The organism is Paraburkholderia sp. C35, from assembly GCF_003121405.1.
Lineage (GTDB): Bacteria > Pseudomonadota > Gammaproteobacteria > Burkholderiales > Burkholderiaceae > Paraburkholderia.
Window position 1 is genome coordinate 1 of the sequence record NZ_QBUY01000048.1, and the last position, 23,046, is coordinate 23,046.

The 23,046-nt window shown below is 63.6% G+C and carries 8 protein-coding genes; 6 read left to right on the top strand and 2 right to left on the bottom strand.

Translation table 11 applies throughout. The features are described 5' to 3' along the window. Nucleotides 1-154: 154 nt before the first annotated feature. Nucleotides 155-1,942 carry a cyclic peptide export ABC transporter gene (locus DK391_RS25020; RefSeq protein WP_109480691.1) on the bottom strand — a complete coding sequence of 596 codons (1,788 nt, stop codon included), beginning with the start codon at nucleotides 1,940-1,942 and terminating at the stop codon, nucleotides 155-157. A gap of 254 nt (nucleotides 1,943-2,196) precedes the next feature. On the opposite strand from DK391_RS25020, the gene DK391_RS25025 reads away from it, so the two are divergent. The 6 genes from DK391_RS25025 to DK391_RS25050 all read left to right on the top strand — a co-directional run bounded on the left by DK391_RS25025 (nucleotide 2,197) and on the right by DK391_RS25050 (nucleotide 22,485). Then, complete coding sequence (locus DK391_RS25025) at nucleotides 2,197-11,787, top strand: non-ribosomal peptide synthetase (protein ID WP_109480692.1); 9,591 nt, start codon at nucleotides 2,197-2,199, stop codon at nucleotides 11,785-11,787. Between the two features lie 11 nt (nucleotides 11,788-11,798). After that, nucleotides 11,799-16,781, top strand: a complete 4,983-nt coding sequence (locus tag DK391_RS25030; protein WP_109480693.1) for a non-ribosomal peptide synthetase — start codon at nucleotides 11,799-11,801, stop codon at nucleotides 16,779-16,781. A gap of 16 nt (nucleotides 16,782-16,797) precedes the next feature. Further along, nucleotides 16,798-17,796, top strand: coding sequence for a GNAT family N-acetyltransferase (locus DK391_RS25035; protein WP_239482939.1), 999 nt, complete (start codon nucleotides 16,798-16,800; stop codon nucleotides 17,794-17,796). 64 nt (nucleotides 17,797-17,860) lie between these two features. Beyond that, nucleotides 17,861-19,246, top strand: a complete 1,386-nt coding sequence (locus tag DK391_RS25040; RefSeq protein ID WP_109480695.1) for a lysine N(6)-hydroxylase/L-ornithine N(5)-oxygenase family protein — start codon at nucleotides 17,861-17,863, stop codon at nucleotides 19,244-19,246. Between the two features lie 48 nt (nucleotides 19,247-19,294). Then, complete coding sequence (locus DK391_RS25045) at nucleotides 19,295-21,493, top strand: TonB-dependent siderophore receptor (protein ID WP_109480696.1); 2,199 nt, start codon at nucleotides 19,295-19,297, stop codon at nucleotides 21,491-21,493. A gap of 41 nt (nucleotides 21,494-21,534) precedes the next feature. Continuing rightward, nucleotides 21,535-22,485 (top strand): GNAT family N-acetyltransferase, encoded by a 951-nt coding sequence (locus DK391_RS25050; RefSeq protein WP_109480697.1) that lies wholly within the window; start codon nucleotides 21,535-21,537, stop codon nucleotides 22,483-22,485. A gap of 15 nt (nucleotides 22,486-22,500) precedes the next feature. Here DK391_RS25050 and DK391_RS25055 read toward each other — a convergent pair whose 3' ends face one another. Beyond that, nucleotides 22,501-22,974: an Lrp/AsnC family transcriptional regulator gene (locus DK391_RS25055; protein WP_109480698.1), complete on the bottom strand. Its 474-nt coding sequence runs from the start codon at nucleotides 22,972-22,974 to the stop codon at nucleotides 22,501-22,503. Nucleotides 22,975-23,046 lie beyond the last annotated feature (72 nt).

The following is a 23,046-nucleotide window of genomic DNA, read 5'->3' on the forward strand; positions in this document are numbered from 1 at the left end:
GCGGTGTTAGCCCGCTTTCTTTGCTTACTTTCTTTGCGGCGGCAAAGAAAGTAAGTGCCGCCCCGCACAGGGGCAACCCAGGCAGACCACTAACAAAAAGCGGATGCCAGCAAAATCAAAAGCAAAGGCAGACCCAAAGGCAAACCCAAAACCTTCACCGCACATCAACCTCCGCCTGCATCACATGCGAAAACCCGACCCCCGAATTCGCGTGTGGCACACCACGCACCTCATCCACTATAGCCCCGTTATCCAGCTTCAACACACGATCCGCCAACGAAAAATATCGATCATCATGCGTAATCACCACAACAGTCTTCCCGCGCCCACGCAACTCCGGCAATAACTGCTCATAAAACACAGCCTTGAACGACGGATCCTGATCGGCAGCCCATTCATCGAACAGATAAAAAGGCCGATCCTCCAGATACGCGACCACCAGCGCGAGCCGCTTGCGCTGCCCAGTCGACAGCGCGCGAGTCGAGAACGTGCCATTCTCCACTCGCACCTTATGATCCAGCGCAAGCTTGCAAAGCAACGCATTGGCCCGCGCATCAGCCGCCGCACGCGCATTGCCATTCGCATCGTCGGGATCGACAATGCCCAGCAGCGAATCGAACAGATGGAAGTCGTTGAACACCGTCGAAAAACGCTCACGATACGCCGGCCGCATCTCACGCGTGACAGGTACGCCATCCACTTCAATCACGCCGTCTTCCGGCTCGTAAAGACCTGTCAGCACTTTCGCAAGCGTCGTCTTGCCGCTGCCGTTACCACCGACGATAAACACCAGTTCGCCAGGTTTAAAGCTCAGATCGATTGGCCCGATACGGAACATGCGCTCGTCACGCTCATGGAAATACGCGTGCGTGATGCCGCGCAGCGAGAGCGTATCGAATGCCGCAGCTTCCGCGTTTGCAACCGGAACTGTCGGAGCCGGCAAAGCACCAGCACTCTGCGGTTCCTCGAATTCCGCCAGCACACGCTCGATGCGATCGAGCGATACGCGCGCTGCGTTGACTGTCGGCAGATTGTTCAGCAAGCCATCGAGCGGCACCAGCATGAACAGAAACACGATCACATAGCCGGCAGCCGCCTGTGCATCGGCATGCACGCCGATAGAAGGCAGAAATGTCGCTGCACCGAGAAACACATAGAACAGAAAGATGATCCAGCCTACGCCAACGGCATACGCGACGAACGCGCGGCGCCGGTGATCGCGCACTTCAGTGATCGCCGCGCCGAGTTGTCCATCGACGAACTGCCGCGCGCGCTCGCGATGCAGCTTCAGTTCCTTCGCGCCCGCAAACAGCGAGCCGAGATAGTCGAACAGGCGGTCCTGTGCGTTGCCCGCTGCTTCCAGCGATGCAATCGCGCGGATATCGCCGATCCGGTAGCCGAGCGAGCCGATCACGATCGCGCTCAGCGCCAGCACGCAAACCGGCCACGACAGCCACGCCAGATACGCAAGACAGCCCGCGACAATCGAGCCGTGCATCACGATGTTCGGCAGCGCGAAGAAAAGCATCGATACGTTGGTTGCGTCGTCGGTGAGGATCGATTGCACGGGCGCGGCGCCGACACGTTCGACGTCGCGCAACTCGGCCGACGCGACGCGCGCGGCGACGTGCTCGCGCATGCGGCCCATCGTGTCCTGCGACAGCCCCGCGAACAGCACGCCCGACACGATGCGCGCAAGCAGCGCGACGAGCGCACACGCGGCAAAGCGTAATGCGAGCGGTAGATCGGCGGCAGCGGGTGCGCTCAACGCGCGGTTGAGCGTCGCGACCAGCAACACGCTCGACACGCCATTCGCCACGCATGCGACCAGCGCGAGCGCAAGCGCGCTGCGCGAGCGTCGCAAGAGTGACAACAGCAGACGGGTAGCAGGCTTGTTCGGTCGATCCGAACCAGTCATAGGCGGTGCGTTGGAAACAGTCATCGAATGCAGGCGTGAAAGTGAATGCGCGCAAGGCGCATGAAGGGTCGTCATCGGATAGACGTTTGGGCGCGGCAAAACTTTAGTTGAATCGCCGCGAGCGCGAGCAAACAAGGACTCCACAGAATTTATTCCTTCGAAGGGGTAAATATTTTTTCGCGCGATTCGTCACCTGTGTGAAGCCGCCAAAACCGGGATGAGGACATACCGTGTCCCGATGCGGCGGCATAGCGGCCACGCCGAAGGACTTCACACGAATGACGATTTTTCCGACTGCCTTGCATCAGCGGCTGCGCGACCTTGCGCGCAGTGCTCCCAACGCGCCCGCGCTCGCCGCGTTCGCGCCGCATACCGTGCGCATGTCGCGCGGCGAACTCGACGCCCGTGCGTCGCAGCTCGCGGCGGCGTTGCGCGCGCGAGGCGTGGGTGCGGAAGTGCGCGTGGGCGTGTGCATCGAGCGGTCGTGCGATCTGTTCGTCGCGTTGCTCGCGGTGTTGAAAGCAGGTGGCGTATTTGTGCCGCTCGATCCGCGTCATCCCGTGCAACGACTCGACTGGATGGTGCGCGATGCAGGGCTGCGGCACGGCATCGTCACGCGCTCCGCCGATCAAACAATGCGCGCAAGATTCGAACACTGCATCGAAGCCGATGCAATCGACATGGCAGAGCCTGTCGACTTCGACGATGCGCAGGTCCATCCCCGCTCGGCGGCCTACATGATCTACACGTCGGGCTCGACGGGCACGCCGAAGGCCGTGGTGGTCGAGCATGGCCCGCTGGCTGCGCATTGCGATGCCGTGATCGCCGCCTATCCGATGACGGATGCGGACCGCGTGCTGCATTTTGCGTCGGTAAACTTCGATCTCGCGCACGAGTATTGGCTCGCGCCGCTCGTGGCAGGCGCGAGCATTGCGATCACGCCGCCCGGTACGGTTGCACCCGACGCAGCATGCGCACTGGTCAAGCAGGAGCGGGTGACGATCGCTGCGTTTCCGCCGGCTTATCTGCGTGAATTTGCGCAAGCGGCGCGGCGTGAGAGTGTGCCTGCGGCACTTCGCGTGCTCGCGTTCGGCGGTGAAGCGATGCCCGGCGACGTGTTCGCCGAAATCAGGCAAACGTTTAACAACGTGCGGCTGATCAACGGCTATGGTCCGACGGAAACCGTGATCTCGCCGATGCTATGGCCGCTCGATCCTCACGCGACATGGAATGACACGTCGTGCGCGTCGTTACCGATCGGCAGGCCGATCGGATTGCGGACCGCGCGCGTGAGCGTGACTGCATCGGCCGAAGGTGCGGGCATCGACGACGGTTCGGCAGGCGAGTTGCTGCTGGGTGGCGCATGTCTCGCGCGCGGCTACCACGGACGTGCCGCGCAAACGGCAGAGCGCTTCATTCCCGATGCGCACGGCGCACCCGGCTCGCGCGTCTATCGTACCGGCGATATCGCGCGACTGCGTGACGATGGTGCGTACGACTACATGGGCCGCATCGACGATCAGGTGCAGATTCGCGGCGTGCGCGTCGAACCCGGCGAGATCGCGCAATGTCTGCGCTTGCATCCAGGCGTGCGCGATGCGGCGGTATTGGTCGAAGAGACAGCAGGGCGCACGCAGTTGACTGCCTGCGTCACTCTCAACGAAACGAAAGCCGAAGAAGGCGCGTTGCGTGAGCATCTGTCGCGGCATTTGCCGGATGCATGGCAGCCCCATCGCTTCGCTTTGCTCGAGGCGCTGCCCTATACGTTGAACGGCAAGCTCGACCGTGGAGCGCTTCGCGCGCAGATCGCGACGCAAACGGCGCACGCATCGTATCGCGCGCCGCAAAGCGAGACGGCGCGCAAACTCGCCGAAATCTGCCATTCGATTCTGGGCGGCGCGCCCATCGGACTCGATGATCACTTCCATGCGCGAGGTGGCGATTCGATTGCGATCATGCGTCTGCAAGCGGCGATTCGCGCGGAACTGCGCGTGAATCTGCGACTGGACACGCTATTTGCCGATCATTCGCTCGAAGCACTCGTGGCACTCGTCGAGACGGCTGAAGTAGAAGAGCGCACACAGTGGTTGCCCCTGAAAGCGGCAGCACGCGATTCGGCCGCAGAATTCACGGACTATCGTGCATCGTTTGCGCAGCAGCGCTTCTGGGTACTCGCGCAAACGCGCGACGCCGGCGACGCTTATCACATTGCCGCACACTGGAACATTCGCGGATCGATTGATCGCGCAGTACTGGAAAGTGCGCTTGCACAAGTAATCGAACGTCACGAAGCATGGCGCACAACCTTGCACGAAGACGAGAACGGCATCGTGATGCAGCGCGTGCATGCTCACATAACGGTGCCAATCCTTCACGTGGATCTGCGCAGCGTCGCTCAAGACGCGCGTAACACGCGCGCAGACGAACACGCGAACGAACACGCCACGCAGCCCTTCGATCTGCAACGCGGTCCGCTATTGCGCGCGTCGCTCGTTACCTTTGGGGATGACGAACACCGGCTGATGTTGACCGCGCATCATGCAATCAGCGACGGCTGGTCGTCGCGTTGCGCGTTTGCCGAACTTGCGGAAGCCTACGCGGCATTGTCGGAAAGCCGCGCCGTCGGGTTGCCCGTGCTCGCCGCGCAATACGCGGATTTTGCGCAATGGCAGCGTGATTCGCTCGATGGCGCAGAGCGCGAGCGGCAATTGCGCTACTGGCGTGATGCATTGAAGGACGCACCCGCGCCGCTTGCCTTGCCCGTCGATCGCGTGACGCCGTCGGAACGCACGCTCATCGGCAAGCGCGTCTCGCGTCGTCTCGATCGGCAGACATCCGCTGCCGTGCGCGAGCTTGCAGGCAACACGCACGCTTCAACGTTCATCGTGTTGCTGACGGCATTGCATGCATGGCTGCATCGTCTGACTGCCGCAGCGGACATCGCTATTGCAGCGCCCGTTGCGAACCGTCAACGCGCTGAAACGGCCAACCTGCTCGGCCTGTTCATCAACACCGTTGCGTTGCGCGCACGCGTAGCGCCGCGCGCAACGTTCTCCGGGTTGCTCGCACAGGTGCGCGAGACGACGCTGGGCGCTTACGCAAACCAAGACGTCCCTTTCGATCAGGTGATCGATGCCGTCAAGCCGCCCGTGCGGCGCGGCGAAGAATGGTTGCGTGTGAAGTTCGCACAGCAGTTCGTATTCGATGAACCCGTTACATTGCCTCGCGCTGTCGCGACGCTGACACCGGGCCCCGATCTCGCGGCGCGCTTCGATTTCGCGCTGGATTTCACCGACGACACGCATGGCATCGAACTGGTCGCCGCGTGGGCAACGGATTGCATCGACGATGCGACCGCCCATGCGTGGCTCGACAGTTTCGTTGCGCTGCTGACGGATAGCGTGACGAACCCGGCGTCGCAGATCGGCTCGCTTGCATGCGCGGATACGCGCGGCATGATGCTGCAAGGCCGTACTCAAGTGTTCGAGTTCACCGACGTAGTAGCTGCGTTCACGCATCACGCTAACGTCACGCCGCAACAGACGGCCGTCACCGATGCCCATCGCCAGTTGACGTTCGAAGAGCTCGACCGTGCATCGTCGCGGGCGGCACATGCGTTGATCGAACACGGCGCAGGTGCCGAGCAGGCCGTGGCGTTGTGCATCGAGCGCTCGGTCGATTTTGTGATCGCGCTGCTTGCCGTGCTGAAAGCGGGTTCGATGGCCGTGCCGCTCGATCCGGCCGCGCCGCGCGAGCGGATCGAAGCATCAATTGCGGCGTGCAATGCGCGCTGCTTGATCGTCGCTGCGAATGCGCCGCAAATCGAACCGGCTTCGCATGTAGTCTCGCTCAACACATTGGTCGATGCACAAGGCGAAGCGACCTCCGTGACCATTGCCCCCGAACAGGCGGCGTATCTGATCTACACGTCAGGTTCGACGGGTGCGCCGAAGGGCGTGGTCATATCGCATCGTGCGCTGGCGGACTACGTTCAGGGCATGCTCGACGAACTGAAGTTTGCGCCCGGCGCGAGCATGGCGATGGTCTCGACGGTTGCGGCCGATCTTGGTCACACCACATTATTCGGCGCGTTGTGCTCGGGACGCACGCTGCATCTGCTGCCGAAGGAGTCCGCATTCGATCCCGACCGCTTCGCCGCGACGATGCGCGAACGTTGCGTCGGCGTGCTGAAGATCGTGCCGAGCCATCTGCATGCGCTGCTCGAAGCGCAGCAGCCTGCGGACGTATTGCCGCTGCACGCGCTTGTGCTGGGCGGCGAGCCGCTGCCGTGGTTGCTCGTCGAGCGGATCGCGTCGCTGCGGCCCGCGTGCCGCGTGATCAATCACTATGGCCCGACGGAAGCGACTGTCGGCGCGCTGACGTTCGATGCGACGGCCAACAGGCCCATCACGGGCGCATCGGCTGGCGTGCCCACGGGGCGTCCGCTGCCGAACGCGCGTGCTTGTGTGCTCGATGCGGAAGGCGCGCCTGTGCCCGCGGGCGGCATCGGCGAGTTGTATCTGGGCGGCCCCGGCGTTGCGCGCGGCTATCTGGGTCGCGCCGCTGCGACGGCGGAGCGCTTTGTGCCGGACGTGAACGGCGCGCGCCTGTATCGCACGGGCGATCGCGTGCGTCTGCGCGCAGACGGTGCAATCGATTATCTGGGCCGTCTCGACGATCAGGTGAAGATACGTGGCTATCGCGTCGAGCCTGGCGAAGTGAGCGCGACGCTGCGCGCGCTCGATGGCGTCAAACAGGCGGAAACGCTGGCGATTCACGAAGCGGGCCGCGCACGTCTTGCGTCGTTTGTCGTTGTAGACGGCGCGGGTGACGAAGCCGCGCTGCGTGCGCAACTCGCCGCGCGACTGCCCGACTACATGGTGCCCGGCACGCTCACAGTGTGCGACGCTTTCCCCGTCACGGCGAACGGCAAGATCGACCGCGCGAAGCTGCGCGAGCTTGCGCAACAGCCCGTTGTGCAGGCATCAGGCGATGCGCCGCTGGAAGGCACCGAGAGCATTCTTGCTGATGTCTGGAAGGAAGTGCTCCGTGCGCCGCACGTGGGCCGCGACGACAACTTCTTCGAGCTTGGCGGCGATTCGATTCTGGCATTGCAGGTGATCGCACGCTCGCGCAAACGCGGCGTGCGCTTCACGCCGAAGCAACTGTTCGACAAGCCGACCGTCGCGCAACTGGCGCAAGTCGCGCAAGCAGTGGCCGTTGCTGAAACGAAGGCCGCAACGCGAGCAGTACCTGACGCGGATAAGTCGCGCATCGCGTTGACGCCTGCACAGTTGCGTTTCTTCGACCTGAAGATTCCCGCGCGTCAACACTGGAATCAGGCTGTCGAACTCCATGCGGACGAACGCTTCGATCTGGATGCGTTCGCGCAGGCATTCGGCGTCGTGCTCGCGCATCACGATGCATTCCGTCTCCGCTTCACGCAGGGCGGCGCTTCATGGACCGCGCGCTACGCAGCCAAGCCGTTCGACACACTGCCGCTCGTCGCCATCGAAGCACGCGACGAACACGACGCGCTCGCACAATTCGACGGCGTGCAGCGTAGTTTCGATCTGACGCGCGGACCGCTCGCGGGCGCGCTGGTCGCGATGCTGCCCGACGGTACGCCGCGCGTCTGGCTTGCGGTTCATCATCTGATCGTCGATGGCGTGTCGTGGCGCGTGCTGCTCGAAGACCTCGACGCGGCCTACGTCGCAGCACGCGAGAGGCGCGTTGCACGCCTTGCAGCGCCGGGCGCGAGCGCATCGGACTGGGCGCAGCGTCTCGCCAGCAACGCACTGACGCTGTTCGGCAACGAGATCCCGTACTGGAACAAGACGCAGCAGGTAAGCACCGCGCTGCCGTTCGACAACCCGCACGGCACGGCGACCAACGCCGATGCAGCTACGATCGAATGGACCATCGACGTAACGCTCACTCACACGCTGCTCACCGACGCGAACGCCGCATGGCGCACGCAGACCATCGATCTGCTCGTCGCGGCGCTCGCTCACACGCTGGGCGAAAGCGTCGATACCGATGCGCTGCTGATCGAACTGGAAGGCCACGGACGTGAAGCCTTGTTCGAAGACTTCGATGCCAGCCGCGCAATCGGCTGGCTGACGAGCCATTATCCCGTTGCGCTTCCCGTCGGCGCGTCGGGCACGGATACGCTCGCAGCCGTGAAAGACGCATTGCGCGCCGTGCCGAACAAGGGCGTCGGCTTCGGTGTGCTGCGCTATCTCGCAGACGAAGCGACGCGCGCGGCCCTCGCAGCGCTGCCGCGTCCGCGCGTGACATTCAACTATCTGGGCCAGTTCGGCGATGCAGCGAACGATCACGCGCTGGCTGCACGCTTCGGCGGCGCAGGCTGCGAACGCGACCCTGCCGGACCGATGTCGAATGCGCTGGCGATTCACGCGCATATCGACGGCACGCGCAAGCTCAAGGTGCATTGGGTCTATAGCGCAGCGATGTTCGACGCAGGCACTGTCGAGAAGCTCGCGCGCACTTTCGAAGCGACGTTGCGCGAGATCGCGTCGCGTTGCATCGAGCGCGTGTCGAAGCGCGGCGCGAGTGCGACGCCCGCCGATTTCCCGCTTGCTGAGCGCGCGGGTCTCACGCAGGCGATGCTTGAGCGCCTGGAACTCGATTCGCGCTTCGTCGACGATATGTATCCGCTGTCGCCGATGCAGCAGGGCATCCTGTTCCATTCGCTGTATGCGCCCGACCGGACCACCTATGTCAATCAACTGGTCGCGACGCTGACGTCACCCGATGTCACGCGTGTGACCGACGCGTTCAATCGCATCGTGCCGCAGCATGACATGTTGCGCACGAGCTTCTGGCACGACGCCGATGTGCCGCTGCAAATCGTGCATCGACAGGCGAAGCTGCCAGTCGCCGTGCTCGACTGGCGTGGCCGCGCGGATCAGGACGCGAGCCTCGCGCAATGGCTGGATGAAGATCGTGCACAGGGTTTCGATCTGACGCAGGCACCGTTGATGCGCGTCACGCTGATCCGCTTCAGCGAAGACGAATGGCGTTTCGTGTGGACACGTCATCATCTTTTGCTCGACGGCTGGAGCACGGCGCGCATGTTCGCCGACGTGCTGCGCGACTACATGAGCGAACGCCGCGCGCTGTCGTTCGGTCAGACGGCGCGGTTGAGGTATCGCGACTTCATCGCGTGGCTCGATGCGCGCGATCATGAAGCCGACAAGGCCTTCTGGCTGGAACGCCTTGCGCGCTTCGACGAGCCGACGCTGGTTGCGCCGAATGTATCGGCGGAGAAGGCTGCCGCACCGAATCACACATGGCGTGCGCAGCTCGACGCGGCCACCACGACGAAGCTGACCGCGCTCGCACGCAGTCTCAAGCTGACCGTCAATACCATCGTGCAAGGCGCGTGGGCGCTTGCGTTGCAGCGCATGACGCATCACGCGACCGTCGCATTCGGCGCGACCGTGGCGGGACGGCCCGACGCGCTGCCTGATGTCGACAGCGTGCTCGGCCTGTTCATCAACACCTTGCCTGTGATCGCGACGCCTGCGCCGCAACGGCGCATCGCCGGGTGGCTCGCCGATCTGCAGCGCGACAACGCCGCCGACGCCGAGCACGCGCACACGCCACTGTTCGACATTCAGCGCTGGGCAGGTCAAGGTGGCGGCGCGATGTTCGATACGCTGGTGGTGTTCGAGAACTATCCTGTCGATCCCGCCTGGTCCGCGAACGATGAACGCGCGTTGCGCCTGTCGGACGTTCGCAGCATCGAAGCCACGGATCTGGCTGTCACGCTTGTCGTGCAGGCGGGGGATACGCTGACGATCGATTACGGCTTCGACACAGGGCGTATCGACGCAGCGCGTGTGCAAGCGTTGCATCGTGCATTCAACGCGAGCATCGAAGCGTTTATTGCCGATCCGCAAGCGTTGCTCGGCAGCGTGTCGATTGCGACGCATGACGATCTTGGGCAACTTGCTGAGTTCAACGACACCGCGCGCACGTGGCCAGCGGAACAGCAATTGCCGCTGCATCGTCAGTTCGAGCGTCAGGCAAGCGCGACGCCGGATGCTATCGCACTCGACTTCATCGACGCCAGTGGCACGCGCCATCGCGTGACCTATGCGGAACTGGATGACCGCGCGAATCGTGTTGCGGGCGTGCTGCTGAACGAACGCGTGACGGCGGATAGTGTGGTGGCGCTGTGCGTCGAGCGCTCGCTGGAAATGGTGGCGGCGCTGTTTGGCGTGCTGAAAGCGGGCGCGGCCTATCTTCCTGTCGATCCCGACTATCCCGCCGAGCGCATCGCGTATCTGCTCGACGATGCGCAGCCTGCTGTCGTGCTGACTCAACGGTCGCTGCATGCACGCGTGCTCGATTCGATTCGCAATGACGGCACACGCGTGCTGTGCATTGAGGAACTCGCTGCACACGCTCCGCTTGCGGCGCAGGTTGCCGTCGAGGCGGATCAGCTTGCATACCTGATCTATACATCGGGTTCGACAGGCAAGCCCAAGGGCGCAGGCAACACGCACCGTGCGCTGGCGAACCGCATCGCGTGGATGCAGGACGCGTACCGTCTGACGCCACAAGACGTTGTATTGCACAAGACGCCGTTTGGTTTCGATGTATCGGTGTGGGAGTTCGTGTGGCCGTTGTCGGTGGGCGCGACGCTCGCGATTGCTGCGCCCGGCGATCATCGCGATCCCGCGCGTCTCGCGTCTGCAATCGCGGCCTTTGGTGTCACGACGCTGCACTTCGTGCCGTCGATGCTCGGCGCGTTCCTCGGTCATCTGAAAGACTTTGACGCTGCGGCACAGTGCACGAGCATCTCGCGCATCGTCGCGAGCGGGGAAGCGCTTTCGCCCGAACTGGTGGCGCGTGCACGCGCGCTGCTGCCGCAAGCGCAATTGCACAACCTGTACGGCCCGACGGAAGCGGCCATCGACGTCTCGCACTGGACGTGCACCGATGCCGATGCGCAAGCCCTGGCCGTGCCCATCGGCAAACCGATTGCGAATATCCAGTTGCATGCGCTCGATGCCTCGCTGCATCCGCTGCCGGCGGGTGCAATCGGCGAACTGTATCTGGGTGGCGTCGGGCTGGCGCGCGGCTATCTCGGACGCGCGGCGCTGACGGCCGAGCGCTTCATACCCGATCCGTTCACGCCGGGCGCGCGGCTGTATCGCACGGGCGATCTTGTCTGCCGGCGCACGGACGGCGTGCTCGACTATCTTGGCCGCGCCGATCAGCAGGTGAAATTGCGCGGCCTGCGCATCGAGCCGGGTGAAATCGAAGCACTGTTGCGCGCTGCGCCCGGTGTGCACGATGCCGTCGTGATCGTGCGCGACGAACAGTTGATCGGTTATATCGCGCGCCGCGACGAAGAAACGTTCGACCAGGCCACGCTGTTTGCTGCATTGCACGCGCAACTGCCTGGCTACATGGTGCCGGCGCATGTGATCGAGCTCGACGCGTTGCCCGTCACGCCGAACGGCAAGTGCGACCGTAACGCGTTGCCGGCGCCTGCGCTGCAAAGCGCACAGGCCGCCGAACTGCACACCGATACCGAGCGCGAGCTTGCCACCATCTGGGCGCGCGTGCTGCGTTTTGAAGCGGACCACGCGATTGGCCGCGATGCCGATTTCTTCGCACTAGGCGGCCACTCTCTGCTGGCGACGCAGGCGAACGCACAAATCAATCTGCACTGGTCGCTCGCGCTGCCGCTGCGCACGCTGTTCGATGCCCGCACGCTGGCGCGCTGCGCTGCTGCCATCGACGCGGCGCTCGAAGCGCGCGGCGCGCACTCACTCGACGATGCAGCGCGCGCGATCGACGCGTTGCTCGGTGAACTCGAAGCGCAATGAGGAACGATCGAATGACATCTCAACCCGATCTGCTGGCGCTTGCCGCGCGATTCGCGCAACTGCCCGACGCGCAGCGCAAGCTGTTTATCACGAAGCTCGCCGAAGCGGGCATCGACTTTCGCGTGCTGCCGATTCCGGCGCGTGCGGACCGTTCGGTCGCTGTGCCTGCATCGTTTGCGCAGACGCGGCTGTGGCTGCACGCGCGCATGATCGATGAACCGGCGGCGTATCACGTGACGAGCCGTCTGCGGCTCGACGGTGAGCTGAATCGCGCGGTGCTGCGTCATGCGTTCGATGCGCTGATCGCACGTCACGAAGCGTTGCGCACCACGTTTGCCGAATCCGCCGATGGCGGCGTCGAACAGGTCGTGCATGCGCCTGCGCGCTGCCCGTGGCGCTTTACCGATCTTTCGCGCGCGGCGAAAAGCGAACGAGAACGCATTGCGGCCGACGTGGCCGCGAAAGACGAAGACCAGCCTTTCGATCTCGCCAGCGATTCACTCGTGCGCGTGCATCTGATCGCACTCGACGACACGACACACTGGCTGGTGCTGACGATGCACCACATCGTCTCCGACGGCTGGTCGATCGACGTGCTGCTCGACGAACTGGCCGCGTTCTATCGCGCTTATGCACATGGCGAGACGGTTGCGCTCGCGCCGCTGCCCGTGCAGTACGCGGACTTTTCGCTGTGGCAGCGCCGCTGGCTCGATGCGGGCGAGGCCGAACGCCAGTTGCGTTTCTGGCGCGAACAGGTGAAGCCCGATGCGGGTGTGATCGCGTTGCCCGGCAGCGGCACGCGTCCGATGCAGCGCAGCGCGCACGGCGGACGTCACTATTTCACGCTCGATGCCAAGACCGCGCAGCGCGTGCGCGCGCTTGCGCAGGCACGTCGCGCGACGCCGTTCGCGGTGTTGCTGGCAGCCTTGCATGCATTGCTCGCGCGAGCGAGCGGCGAGTCGCATGTGCAGATCGGGGTGCCTGCTGCGAACCGCGAACGTGCGGAAACGGCGGGGCTGATCGGTTTCTTCGTCAATACGCTGGTGGTGGGCGCGCACGTCGATACGCGCAAGCCATTCGATACGCTGATCGGCGACGTGCAGCGCGCACTCGTCGATGGCCAGTCGCATCAGGATGTGCCGTTCGAGCAGGTGGTCGAGGCGCTCGGCGTGCCGCGCAGCGCGAGCCATCATCCGTTGTTTCAGGTGATGGCGTCGTATGGCGCGCGCCGTGCGATGCCTTCGTTCGGCGATGTGCGCGTGACCGATCTGCCGTTCGGCGCACCTTATGCGAAGTTCGATCTCACACTCGGCTTCGAAGAGCGCGAGGACGGCGCGCTCGATGCGGCCTTTGTCTATTCGAAGGATCTGTTCGATGCACAAGCCGTCGAGCGGATTGCGGGCGAATACGCGCAGTTGCTCGACAGCGCATTGGTATCGCCCGATGCGCCTGTTGGCGATCTCGAATGGCTGACGCCCGCAGAGCGCACGCAATTGAACGCATGGAACACGTATGAATCCGCCGATACGCCGCTCGTCCCCGTCCACGAGAAGCTCGCACACCTGGCGAGAAAGAAGCCCGACGCGAGCGCGGTGATCGACGCGGACCGGACGCTCACGCGCGCCGAACTCGACGCGCGTGCTGCGCGGCTCGCGGCTCGAATGATGGCGGCGGGCGTGGGCGCGGAAACGCGGGTGGGCATCGCGGTTGGCCGCTCGACAGATCTGTTCGTCGGGTTGCTCGCGATTCTCAAGTCCGGCGGCGCGTTCGTGCCGCTCGATCCGACGCATCCGGCTGAACGGCTCGCGCATATCGTTGACGATGCATCGATCGGGCATGTGGTGACCGAGCGGCGTCATGTGTCGAAGCTGCCTTTGGCGCACAACACGCGCGTCTGGCTGATCGACGCGGAAGACGAAACGCCGCAAGCCGAGATCGCGTATAGCGAGCCTGCCATCGCGCCGACACAGGCCGCTTATCTGATCTATACATCGGGTTCGACGGGCAAGCCGAAGGGCGTGGTGGTCGATCACGCTTCGATTGCGATGCATTGCGCGGCAATTGCAGCACGCTATGGCATGCGCGAAAAAGACCGCGTGCTGCATTTCATGTCGATCAATTTCGACGGCGCGCATGAATGCTGGCTTGCACCGCTGACGGCGGGCGTCGACATTCGCGTCACCGACGATGCATTGTGGCCGCCCGCGCAAACGTGCGAAACGATCGCGAAAGAACGCATCACGATTGCGGCTTTCCCGCCGAGCTACGCGCTGCAAATGGCCGAATGGGCGCGCACGCATGGCGCGCCGCGTTCGCTGCGCTCGCTCACGGTGGGCGGCGAGGCGACGTCGCGCGAAGCGTTCGCGGCGTTGCGGCAGGCATTTCCCGATGTGCGTGTGGTGAACGGCTACGGCCCGACGGAGACGGTCATCACGCCGCTGCTGTGGATGATCGACGCGCACGAGGACGCCAGCGATATCGCCGATGCCGCCTATTTGCCCATTGGTACGCCGGTCGGCGAACGCAGCGCGCACGTGCTCGATGCCAATCTGCAGCCGTTGCCGATCGGCGTGACGGGCGAGCTTTATCTGGGTGGCACGGGGGTGGCGCGCGGTTATCACGCGCGCGCTGCGCTGACAGCAGAGCGCTTCGTGCCCGATCCGTATGGCACGCCGGGCGCGCGGCTATATCGAACAGGCGATCTCGTGAGGCGACGTGCAAACGGCGTGCTGGAGTTCGTCGGACGCATCGACCATCAGGTGAAAGTGCGCGGCCTGCGCATCGAACTCGGCGAGATCGAAGCGCGTCTGATGGCACATGAGGCCGTGCGCGATGCCGTTGCCGTCGTGCGCGGTAGCGGCGCGGATGCTGCGCTCGCTGCCTATGTCGAACTGGGCGACGAGGCAAGCAGGCGCGATCAACGAATCGACGGCGATGCGCTTGCGGTTCATCTGCGCCGCACGCTGCCGGACTATATGGTGCCGCCGCATATCGTCGTGCTCGATGCGCTGCCGCGCAACGCGAATCGCAAGATCGACCGTGCGGCGCTGCCGGAACCGGTGCGCGTCGAACGTCGTTTCGATGCGCCCGAAGCAGGTATCGAAGCGGCGCTTGCAGACATCTGGCGCGACGTGCTGCGCGTCGAGCGCGTGGGTCGCGCGGATCACTTCTTCGAACTGGGTGGCCATTCGCTCGCCGCCGTGAGCGTCGCAACGGGCGTGAGCGAACGGCTGGCGCTCGACGTGCCGGTTCGCACGCTGTTCGAAGCGCCGACGCTCGCGGCCTACGCGCAGCGGGTGGCCGAAGCGCCTGTTGTCGAGGCGCGCGAGCGTGCGCAGCAGGAGTATGCATCTGGCGATTCGAACGAGCTTGCGCTGAGCGACGCGCAACGCGCGCTGTGGTTTTTGTGGCGAGCGCAGCCGGAAAGCGCGGCGTACAACATTCCCGTCGCGCTGCGTCTGCGTGGCGCTGTGGACGTGCGTGCGCTCGAAGATGCCTTCGATTACGCGGCGCAAAAGCATCCCGCGTTGCGCGTGCGGCTGGTATCGGTGAAGGGCGCTGCCGAACCGCGTCAGGTGATCGATGTCCATCGGCGCGTGAGCTTGCCCGTGGTCGATCTGTGCGCTATGGCATCGGCAGACGAACGCATGGCGGCAGCGACGCGTCTGACGGATGAAGATGCACTCGCCGCATTCGATCTCGCCGAAGCGCCGTTGTGGCGTGCGCGTCTGATTTGCATGGCAGACGACGATCACGTGCTGTCGGTCGTGATTCATCACATCGTTGCTGATGGCCACTCGATCGATGTGTGGCTCAACGACGTCCAGCACGCTTATGCGGCCGCAGTGTCGGGCGAGACGCCGAAGGCATCGCCGATGAAGCCGTCATTTGCCGCGCGCGCGAAGCCGAGGCAAGCCGACCTCAAATACTGGCGCGAGGCACTGCGCGACGTGCCGCCGATGCATCTGCCGCAACCGGCTGGCACGCGTCCCGTTGCGCCTGAATGGCGCGCGGGCCGCATTGCGTTCGCGTTCGATGCGCAACAGGCTGAGCGTGCAAAAGCGCTGGCCCTGTCGTCGCAGGCCACCTTGCCGATGTTGCTGCACGCTGCATTGAATGTCGCGCTGGCGCGTCGCACGGGTGCGCTCGATCAGGTGGTCGGCGTGCTTGCTTCGACGCGCGATGCCGGCGTCGACGATGTGATCGGTCTGTTCATCAACGCAGTGGTCGTGCGCACGGCGATGCGCGAAGCGGGTTCGCCGCGTGAAGTGATTGCCGCCGTGCGTGAAGCTGCGTTGGGTGCGTATGCGCATGTCGCCGCGCCGTTCGCGCGCGTGGTCGATAGCACGCGCGCGTCGCGCACTGCCAACGGCAATCCGCTGTTCCAGGTGATGTTCAACTATCTGCGTCCCGTGCAGAGCGATGCGCGCCAGTGGCATGGCGTCGAAGTGGATGAGTTCAACGATGTGCGTCATCGCGTGGTGTTCGATCTCGAGCTCGATATCGTCGAGCATCCCGATGGCCGCGTGACGGGCGCGTTCTCGTATGGCGTCGAACTGGTGGACGGCGCGTTCGTCGAGCAGTTGAGCGCTGACTATCTCGCCACTGTCGCGCGTTTTATTGACGCACCGGATGAATCGATTGTCATTTCGGGCGCGGTGCCTTCGTTCACGTCATCGAGTGCCCAGCGCAGTGCGGACGATCTGTCGCCGCGTGCCGCGCGGCTCATGCACACGCTCGCGCGCATCTGGACTCACACCATCGACGGCCATACGCCAGGCCATGACGACAACCTGTTCGAAGCCGGTGCGACCTCTTTCGATGTCGTGCGCTTCGTCGACGCCGCGAACCACGCGGGCTGCGCGATCACGATCGACGATGTGTTCGTGCATCAGACGCTGACGCAACTCGCCCACGCACTTGCGCTGCGACTCGACTCGGCGATCGCACAGGAAGCCCGCGAAACCGTAACCGAGGTGCGCGATGCCCGCTGATTTCACACGGAGTGACATGAACACATTCAAGCAGCCGTCGCTGGCGGCGTATCTGGAAGGCGACGCCATCACGGTGGCCGAAGACGGCCGCGCAGAAGGCATCGTGCTGAACGCACGCTGGACGCGTGAACAAGGCTTGCGCATCGTCGAATGGTGCAAGGGCATTTCGCCGGGCGGCCAGCGCCGTGCCGCGCTTGCCGCTTTGCGCGCAGCGTTTGGCGCGAGCCGCGACAGCAAATCGGTTGCGTTCGATGCCGGCGAGTTGCATCGCGATGCGCTCGACGCGCTGCGTTACAGCGGCGTGCTGACGGCTCAAAACCTTTGCCTGCGCGATGCGTGGGCGCAGCAGCCCGATTTGTGGCTCACGCGCGATGCATCGACATTGCCCGCCGCGCTTTCGTACGCGGTAACGGACGGTGCACGGCATCCACGGCGCGCGCCCTACGCGGACGGTGTGGTCTATGCGCGCGATGTGCCGGACTTCGGGCATCGCTTCACGCTGCACACGGCATCCGTCGCGCGTGACCTCGAACATCTGCACACGTGGATGAACGAGCCGCGCGTCAACGCGTTCTGGGGCGAGGCGGGCACGCTCGACGCGCATCGCGCGTATCTGGAACGCGTGCTGTCCACGCCGCATGTGCATCCGTTGATCGGCGCATTCGATGGCGAGCCGTTCGGTTATTTCGAAGCGTACTGGGCCAAGGAAGACCGCATTGCGCCGTTCGCGGCGTCGGCGGATTTCGACCGTGGCCTGCACATGCTGGTCGGCGATACGCGCTGGCGCGGTGCCGCCTGCGTGGCGGCGTGGCTGCCTTCGCTCGTCCATTACCTCTTTCTCGACGATCCGCGCACGCAGGCCGTCGTCTGCGAGCCGCGTCACGACAACGCCCGCATGATCGATTACCTGAAGCAGCACGGTTTTTCGAGCATCGCGCATTTCGATTTTCCGCACAAACGGGCGCTGCTGATGCGCATGATTCGCGAAGCGTTCTTCGATGGCCGTCATCTGTGATGGCTCGCCGCGCTTTCCGTCATACGCATCACGTCCGTCGCCACTGGTAGAAGGGAGAGATTTCATGAGTCAACGAGAATACATTCACGATCTGATCGGCGTCGGCTTCGGGCCGTCGAATCTCGCGCTGGCCGTGCGCCTCGCGGAAAACGGCAGTGCGCCGGGCGCGCATTGCTTTATCGAGCGGCAGCCGGAGTTCGGCTGGCATCGCGGCATGCTGCTCGACGACAGCCGCATGCAGATTTCCTTTCTGAAGGATCTCGTCACGATGCGCGATCCGAAGAGCCGCTTCACGTTCATCAACTATCTGTTCGAGCGTGGACGTCTGCAGGATTTCGTCAATCTGAAGAACTTCTATCCGACGCGGATCGAGTTTCACGACTATCTGCGCTGGGTCGCCGGCGCATTCGACGATCAGGTGCATTACGGCGAATCAGTGACGCTGATCGAACCGGTCGCGGACGATAGCGATCCGCGCACCATCACGCACTTGCGCGTGCACTCACGCGATGCGCAGGGCAAGGAGCGTCATCGGTTGACGCGTGCGCTGTCGGTCGGCATGGGTGGCGTGCCGCAGATTCCCGCTGCGTTCGCGGCCTTGCGCGAGGCGGCGGTGATCCATTCGTCGGGTTATCTGACCTCGATTGACGGTGTGCTTGGCGGCGCGAAAGACGATGCCGCGCGACGCCGTGTTGCAGTGATAGGCAGTGGCCAGAGTGCTGCAGAAGTGTTTATCGATCTCACGCGCCGTTTCCCGCATGTCGATGCCACGCTCGTGATGCGCGCGCCCGCGCTCAAGCCCGCCGACGACAGCCCGTTCGTCAACGAGATTTTCAATCCGTCGTTCACCGACCTGATCTATTCGCAGCCGAAGGACGCGCGCCAGTCGCTGCTCGATACGTTCCGCGACACCAATTACTCGGTGGTCGACCGGCCATTGATCGAACAGATCTACGAGTTGCTGTACGTGCAGAACGTGAGCGGCACGGCGCGGCATCGGCTACTGAACAACTGCGCGATCGAAGCCGTGCAGGAAGTGCCGGGCACGCACGGCAACGGCATCGAAATGCGCATGCGTGACCGCATGGATGGTGACGCACGCATGGAGCATTTCGATGCTGTCGTGCTTGCCACGGGTTATCGGCGTGACGCGCATCACACCTTGCTTGATCCGCTCGCCGCTGCGTTGGGCAAACCCGTCGAGCAATGCGAAGTGGCGCGCGACTATCTGCTCGCCACGCCTGCGCACTTTCAGCCGCGCATCTATCTGCAAGGCTGCTGCGAAGACAGCCACGGTTTGAGCGACACGCTGCTGTCGGTGCTCGCGCGCCGTGCAGACGAAATCGCCGGCTCGCTCGAAGCCGGTCACAACGAAAACAGTTTTGCAGTGCAAGCGCGCACAGGGGCGCAAACCGGGGCGAGCGGCGGCCGCATGGCATTCGCTCTCTGATAACAACAAGCAGCGCGATGCGCTGCATTCATATTTCCGAGGTTACAGATGGAGTGGGTCAAAGGCACGCAGCAGCGTGCCATTGCTGTGGCAGCCAGCATGACTTTTCTCGCTTGCGGAACAGGGCAGGCGCACGCGCAACAGACGCCGGACAAGCAGAACAGCGCGCAAAACAATGCTCAGACGGGCGCGACGCTGCCCGCTGTGAAAGTGCAAGGCACGACAGCGGGCGATACGGAGGGACTGGTCGCGCATCGCACATCGACGGGGACGAAGACGGATACGCCGCTCGATGAAGTGCCGCAAACGGTGAACATCGTGACGGCGGCGCAGATCGAAGAGCAGGGCGCGACCTCGATCAATCAGGCGCTGCGCTACGTGCCGGGCTTTTCGTCGTATGGCGCGAGCACGCGCTCGGACTGGTACACGGCAATTCGCGGCTTTGTGCCGAGCGTATTCGAGGATGGACTGCAGGTGCCCAACACGCTGAATCTGGCGAGCTGGCGCGTCGATCCGTATCAGGTAGAAAGCATCACGGTGCTGCGCGGGCCGACGTCGGTGCTGTACGGCCAGGGCGATCCCGGCTCGCTGGTCGACATCCAGACCAAGCAGCCGACAGCAGAACGTATCCGCGAAATCGAATTGCAGATCGGCACCGATGCACGCAAGCAGATCGGCATCGACCTGGGTGGCAAGATCGACAAGGACGGCACGCTGACGTATCGCTTTGTCGGCGTGGGGCGCGACGGCAATATGCCGACCGGACCGAACGCAGATCAACGCCTGATGTTCGCGCCGTCGATCAAATGGCAGCCCACCGCCGATACCTCGCTGACGCTGTACGCGACCTATCTGCGCGATAACTCCGATGTGTCGGATAACTTTCTGCCGGCATCGGGCACGATTCTGCCGAATCCGAACGGCGTGATCTCCAACAATCTTTACACGGGCGATGGCAACTTCGCGCGCTATGACAAGCGGCAATGGTCGGTCGGCTACAACTTCGAGCATCGCTTCGATCCCGTTTGGACGTTCCGCCAGAACACGCGCTACATGCATCTGTCGCTGAACAACTCGACGGTGTATGGCGGCGGGCTCGATCCGACCGACCCGACGGAAGCCTCGCTCACGCGTTACGCGGGACTGTTCCAGCCGAACTATTCGCGCTTCGATATCGACAACCAGGCGCAGGCGCAATTCCGCACGGGTTCGATCGAACACACGGTGCTGCTCGGCTTCGAATACAACCGCCAACTGTCGACGGATAGCGAACAGCTCGCGCTTGCGCCGAGCCTGAACATGTTCAATCCCGTCTACACGCCGGTCACGTCGGCGATTTTCAGCGGACCGGATTCGTTCGGCTATAGCGATACGAAGACCAAACTCGACAGCTACGGCGTGTATGCGCAGGACCAGATCAAGCTGACGCCGCGCATTGTCTTCACGATTGGCGGTCGCGAGGACTGGAGCCGCAACACGACCACGGATACCGTCGCGAACACCGAGCAGCGGCAGAACGATCACGCCTTCACGTATCGGGTGGGCGCCGTGTATCTGGGCGATTACGGCTTGTCGCCGTACATCAGCTATGCAACCTCGTTCAACCCGGTGATCGGCGTCAACGCGAACGGCTCGCCGTTCGAACCCACCAAGGGCAAGCAGATCGAACTCGGCTTGCGCTGGCAGCCGTTTAACAAGAACCTGATGTTGAACGCCGCGATCTATCAGATCAACCAGACCAACGTCACCACGCCCGATCCGAACGATCCGACGGGCACGTTCAGCGTGCAGACGGGTGAAGTGCGTTCGCGCGGCATCGAGTTCAGCGCGGTCGGCAACGTGACGCGCGATCTGAGCATCATCGCGTCATACGCGTATCAGGACGTGAAGAACATCAAGGCCAACGACGATTCACTGAACAAGTGGCCTGTCGCTATTCCGTTGCCGCGTCAGACGGCTTCGCTGTGGGCCGACTGGACATGGCATACAGGCCCGCTGACAGGCCTCGGCTTCGGCGGCGGCCTGCGTTACACAAGCTATAGCGCGGGCGCGGCGGACAACTCGCTGCACGTGCCGGGTTACACCGTGTACGACGCAGCCGTGCATTACGACATCAGCAAGTGGCGCTTCGCCGTCAACGCGACCAACATTTTCAATCGGCGCTATGTGTCGGGTTGCCAGAGCGCGTTCGCGTGCTTCTATGGCAATCAGCGCACGGTGCTGGCGACGGCGCGTTACGACTGGTAAGCCCACGCATCACTCGACTCTTTGAGGAAAGGAAAACCATCATGAACGCCCGCGTGGCCTTTGAGGAACTCGTTCCGACGCCGGACGGATTTGCATTGTCGGCGTGGCCGCGCGATGCGGCGCCCGAGCAGCTGTTACCCGCGTTCGCGGAGATCTTTTGCCGCGACCCGAAGCGGCAGCAGGTGTCGCTGACGTTGCCGTTCGCGCACGATGACGACGCGACCCATGCATTCGTCACGCGCGCGATCCGCGAAGGGATCGTGGATACGGCGGAGCAGGAAGGCTCGACCTTGCGCGTCACCACGTCACGTGCGAGCTTCTGGCAGCAGCCTTCGTTGTGGCTCACGGCGCCTTCGTCGGCAGGTATGCCGATGCGTTACACGCTGCATCACAACCGTCGTCACCCGGTGCGTGCACCGAAGCCGAAAGGCGTGGTGTATCGCCGCTTCATGCCGACGGTCGGCATGACGTTCACGCTGCGCACCGTCGACGTTGAACGTGACACAGATGTTTTCCACTACTGGCAGAACGAGGAGCGCGTCGCGCACTTCTGGGACTTCAAGGGCACGCGCGAGCAGCATGCCGCTTACCTGGCCGAGCAATGTGCGGACCCGCATGTGCATCCGCTGATCGGCTGTTTCGACGATGAGCCGTTCGCGTACTTCGAGGTGTATTGGGCGAAGGAAGACCGCGTGGCGCCGTTCTACGAAGCCGACGATTTCGATCGTGGCCTGCATCTGCTGGTCGGCAACAGCGACTTTCAGAGCGCGGGCAAGCTGCGCGCGTGGTTCAACGGCATCCTGCACTACATGTTTCTCGATGATCCGCGCACGCAGCGCATTGTCGGCGAGCCGCGCATCGATCACACGCGGCACATCGCGTGGATGCACAGGCTGGGCGCGCATACGCTGAAGGAATTCGATTTTCCGCACAAGCGTGCCGCGCTCGTGATGGTCGAGCGCGACACGTACTTTGGGCAGTTCGGGCCTTGAGCGTGGCTGCCGGGTTTAGACCTGCACCGAAGGAATGTTCTTCATGCAGCGCAGCGCGAACATCGAGCGGCTGTGCCGGATGCCCGAGAGCTTGTAGAGCTTTTCGCGCAGGAAGCGCTCGTAGCCTGCCGTGCCGTCCACGGCGACCTTGATCAGGTAGTCGTACTCGCCCGACACGAGATAGGCCTCGAGTACTTCGGGCAGCGTGGCGAGTTCGTCGCCGAAGCGCGCCAGCGCATCCTCATCGTGCCGGTCGAGCGTGACCTCGATCAGCACGACATCGGCGAACCCGAGCTTCTGCTGGTCCAGCAGCGCGACGTAGCCGCGGATATAGCCGTCGGTTTCCAGTTGACGCGTGCGGTTCCAGCACGCCGTCGTCGACATGCCGACGATCTCGGCAAGTTCGGCATTCGACAGGCGCGCGTTCTTCTGCAGCGCGCGCATGATGGCGCGGTCCTGGTTGTCCAGCGGGCGGCTACGGGCTTGCATGATGGTGATCGGAAGAATATTCGGTTGATTTATATGTTACCGGAAGATTGTCCCGAGTTCAGTGGGTCGTGC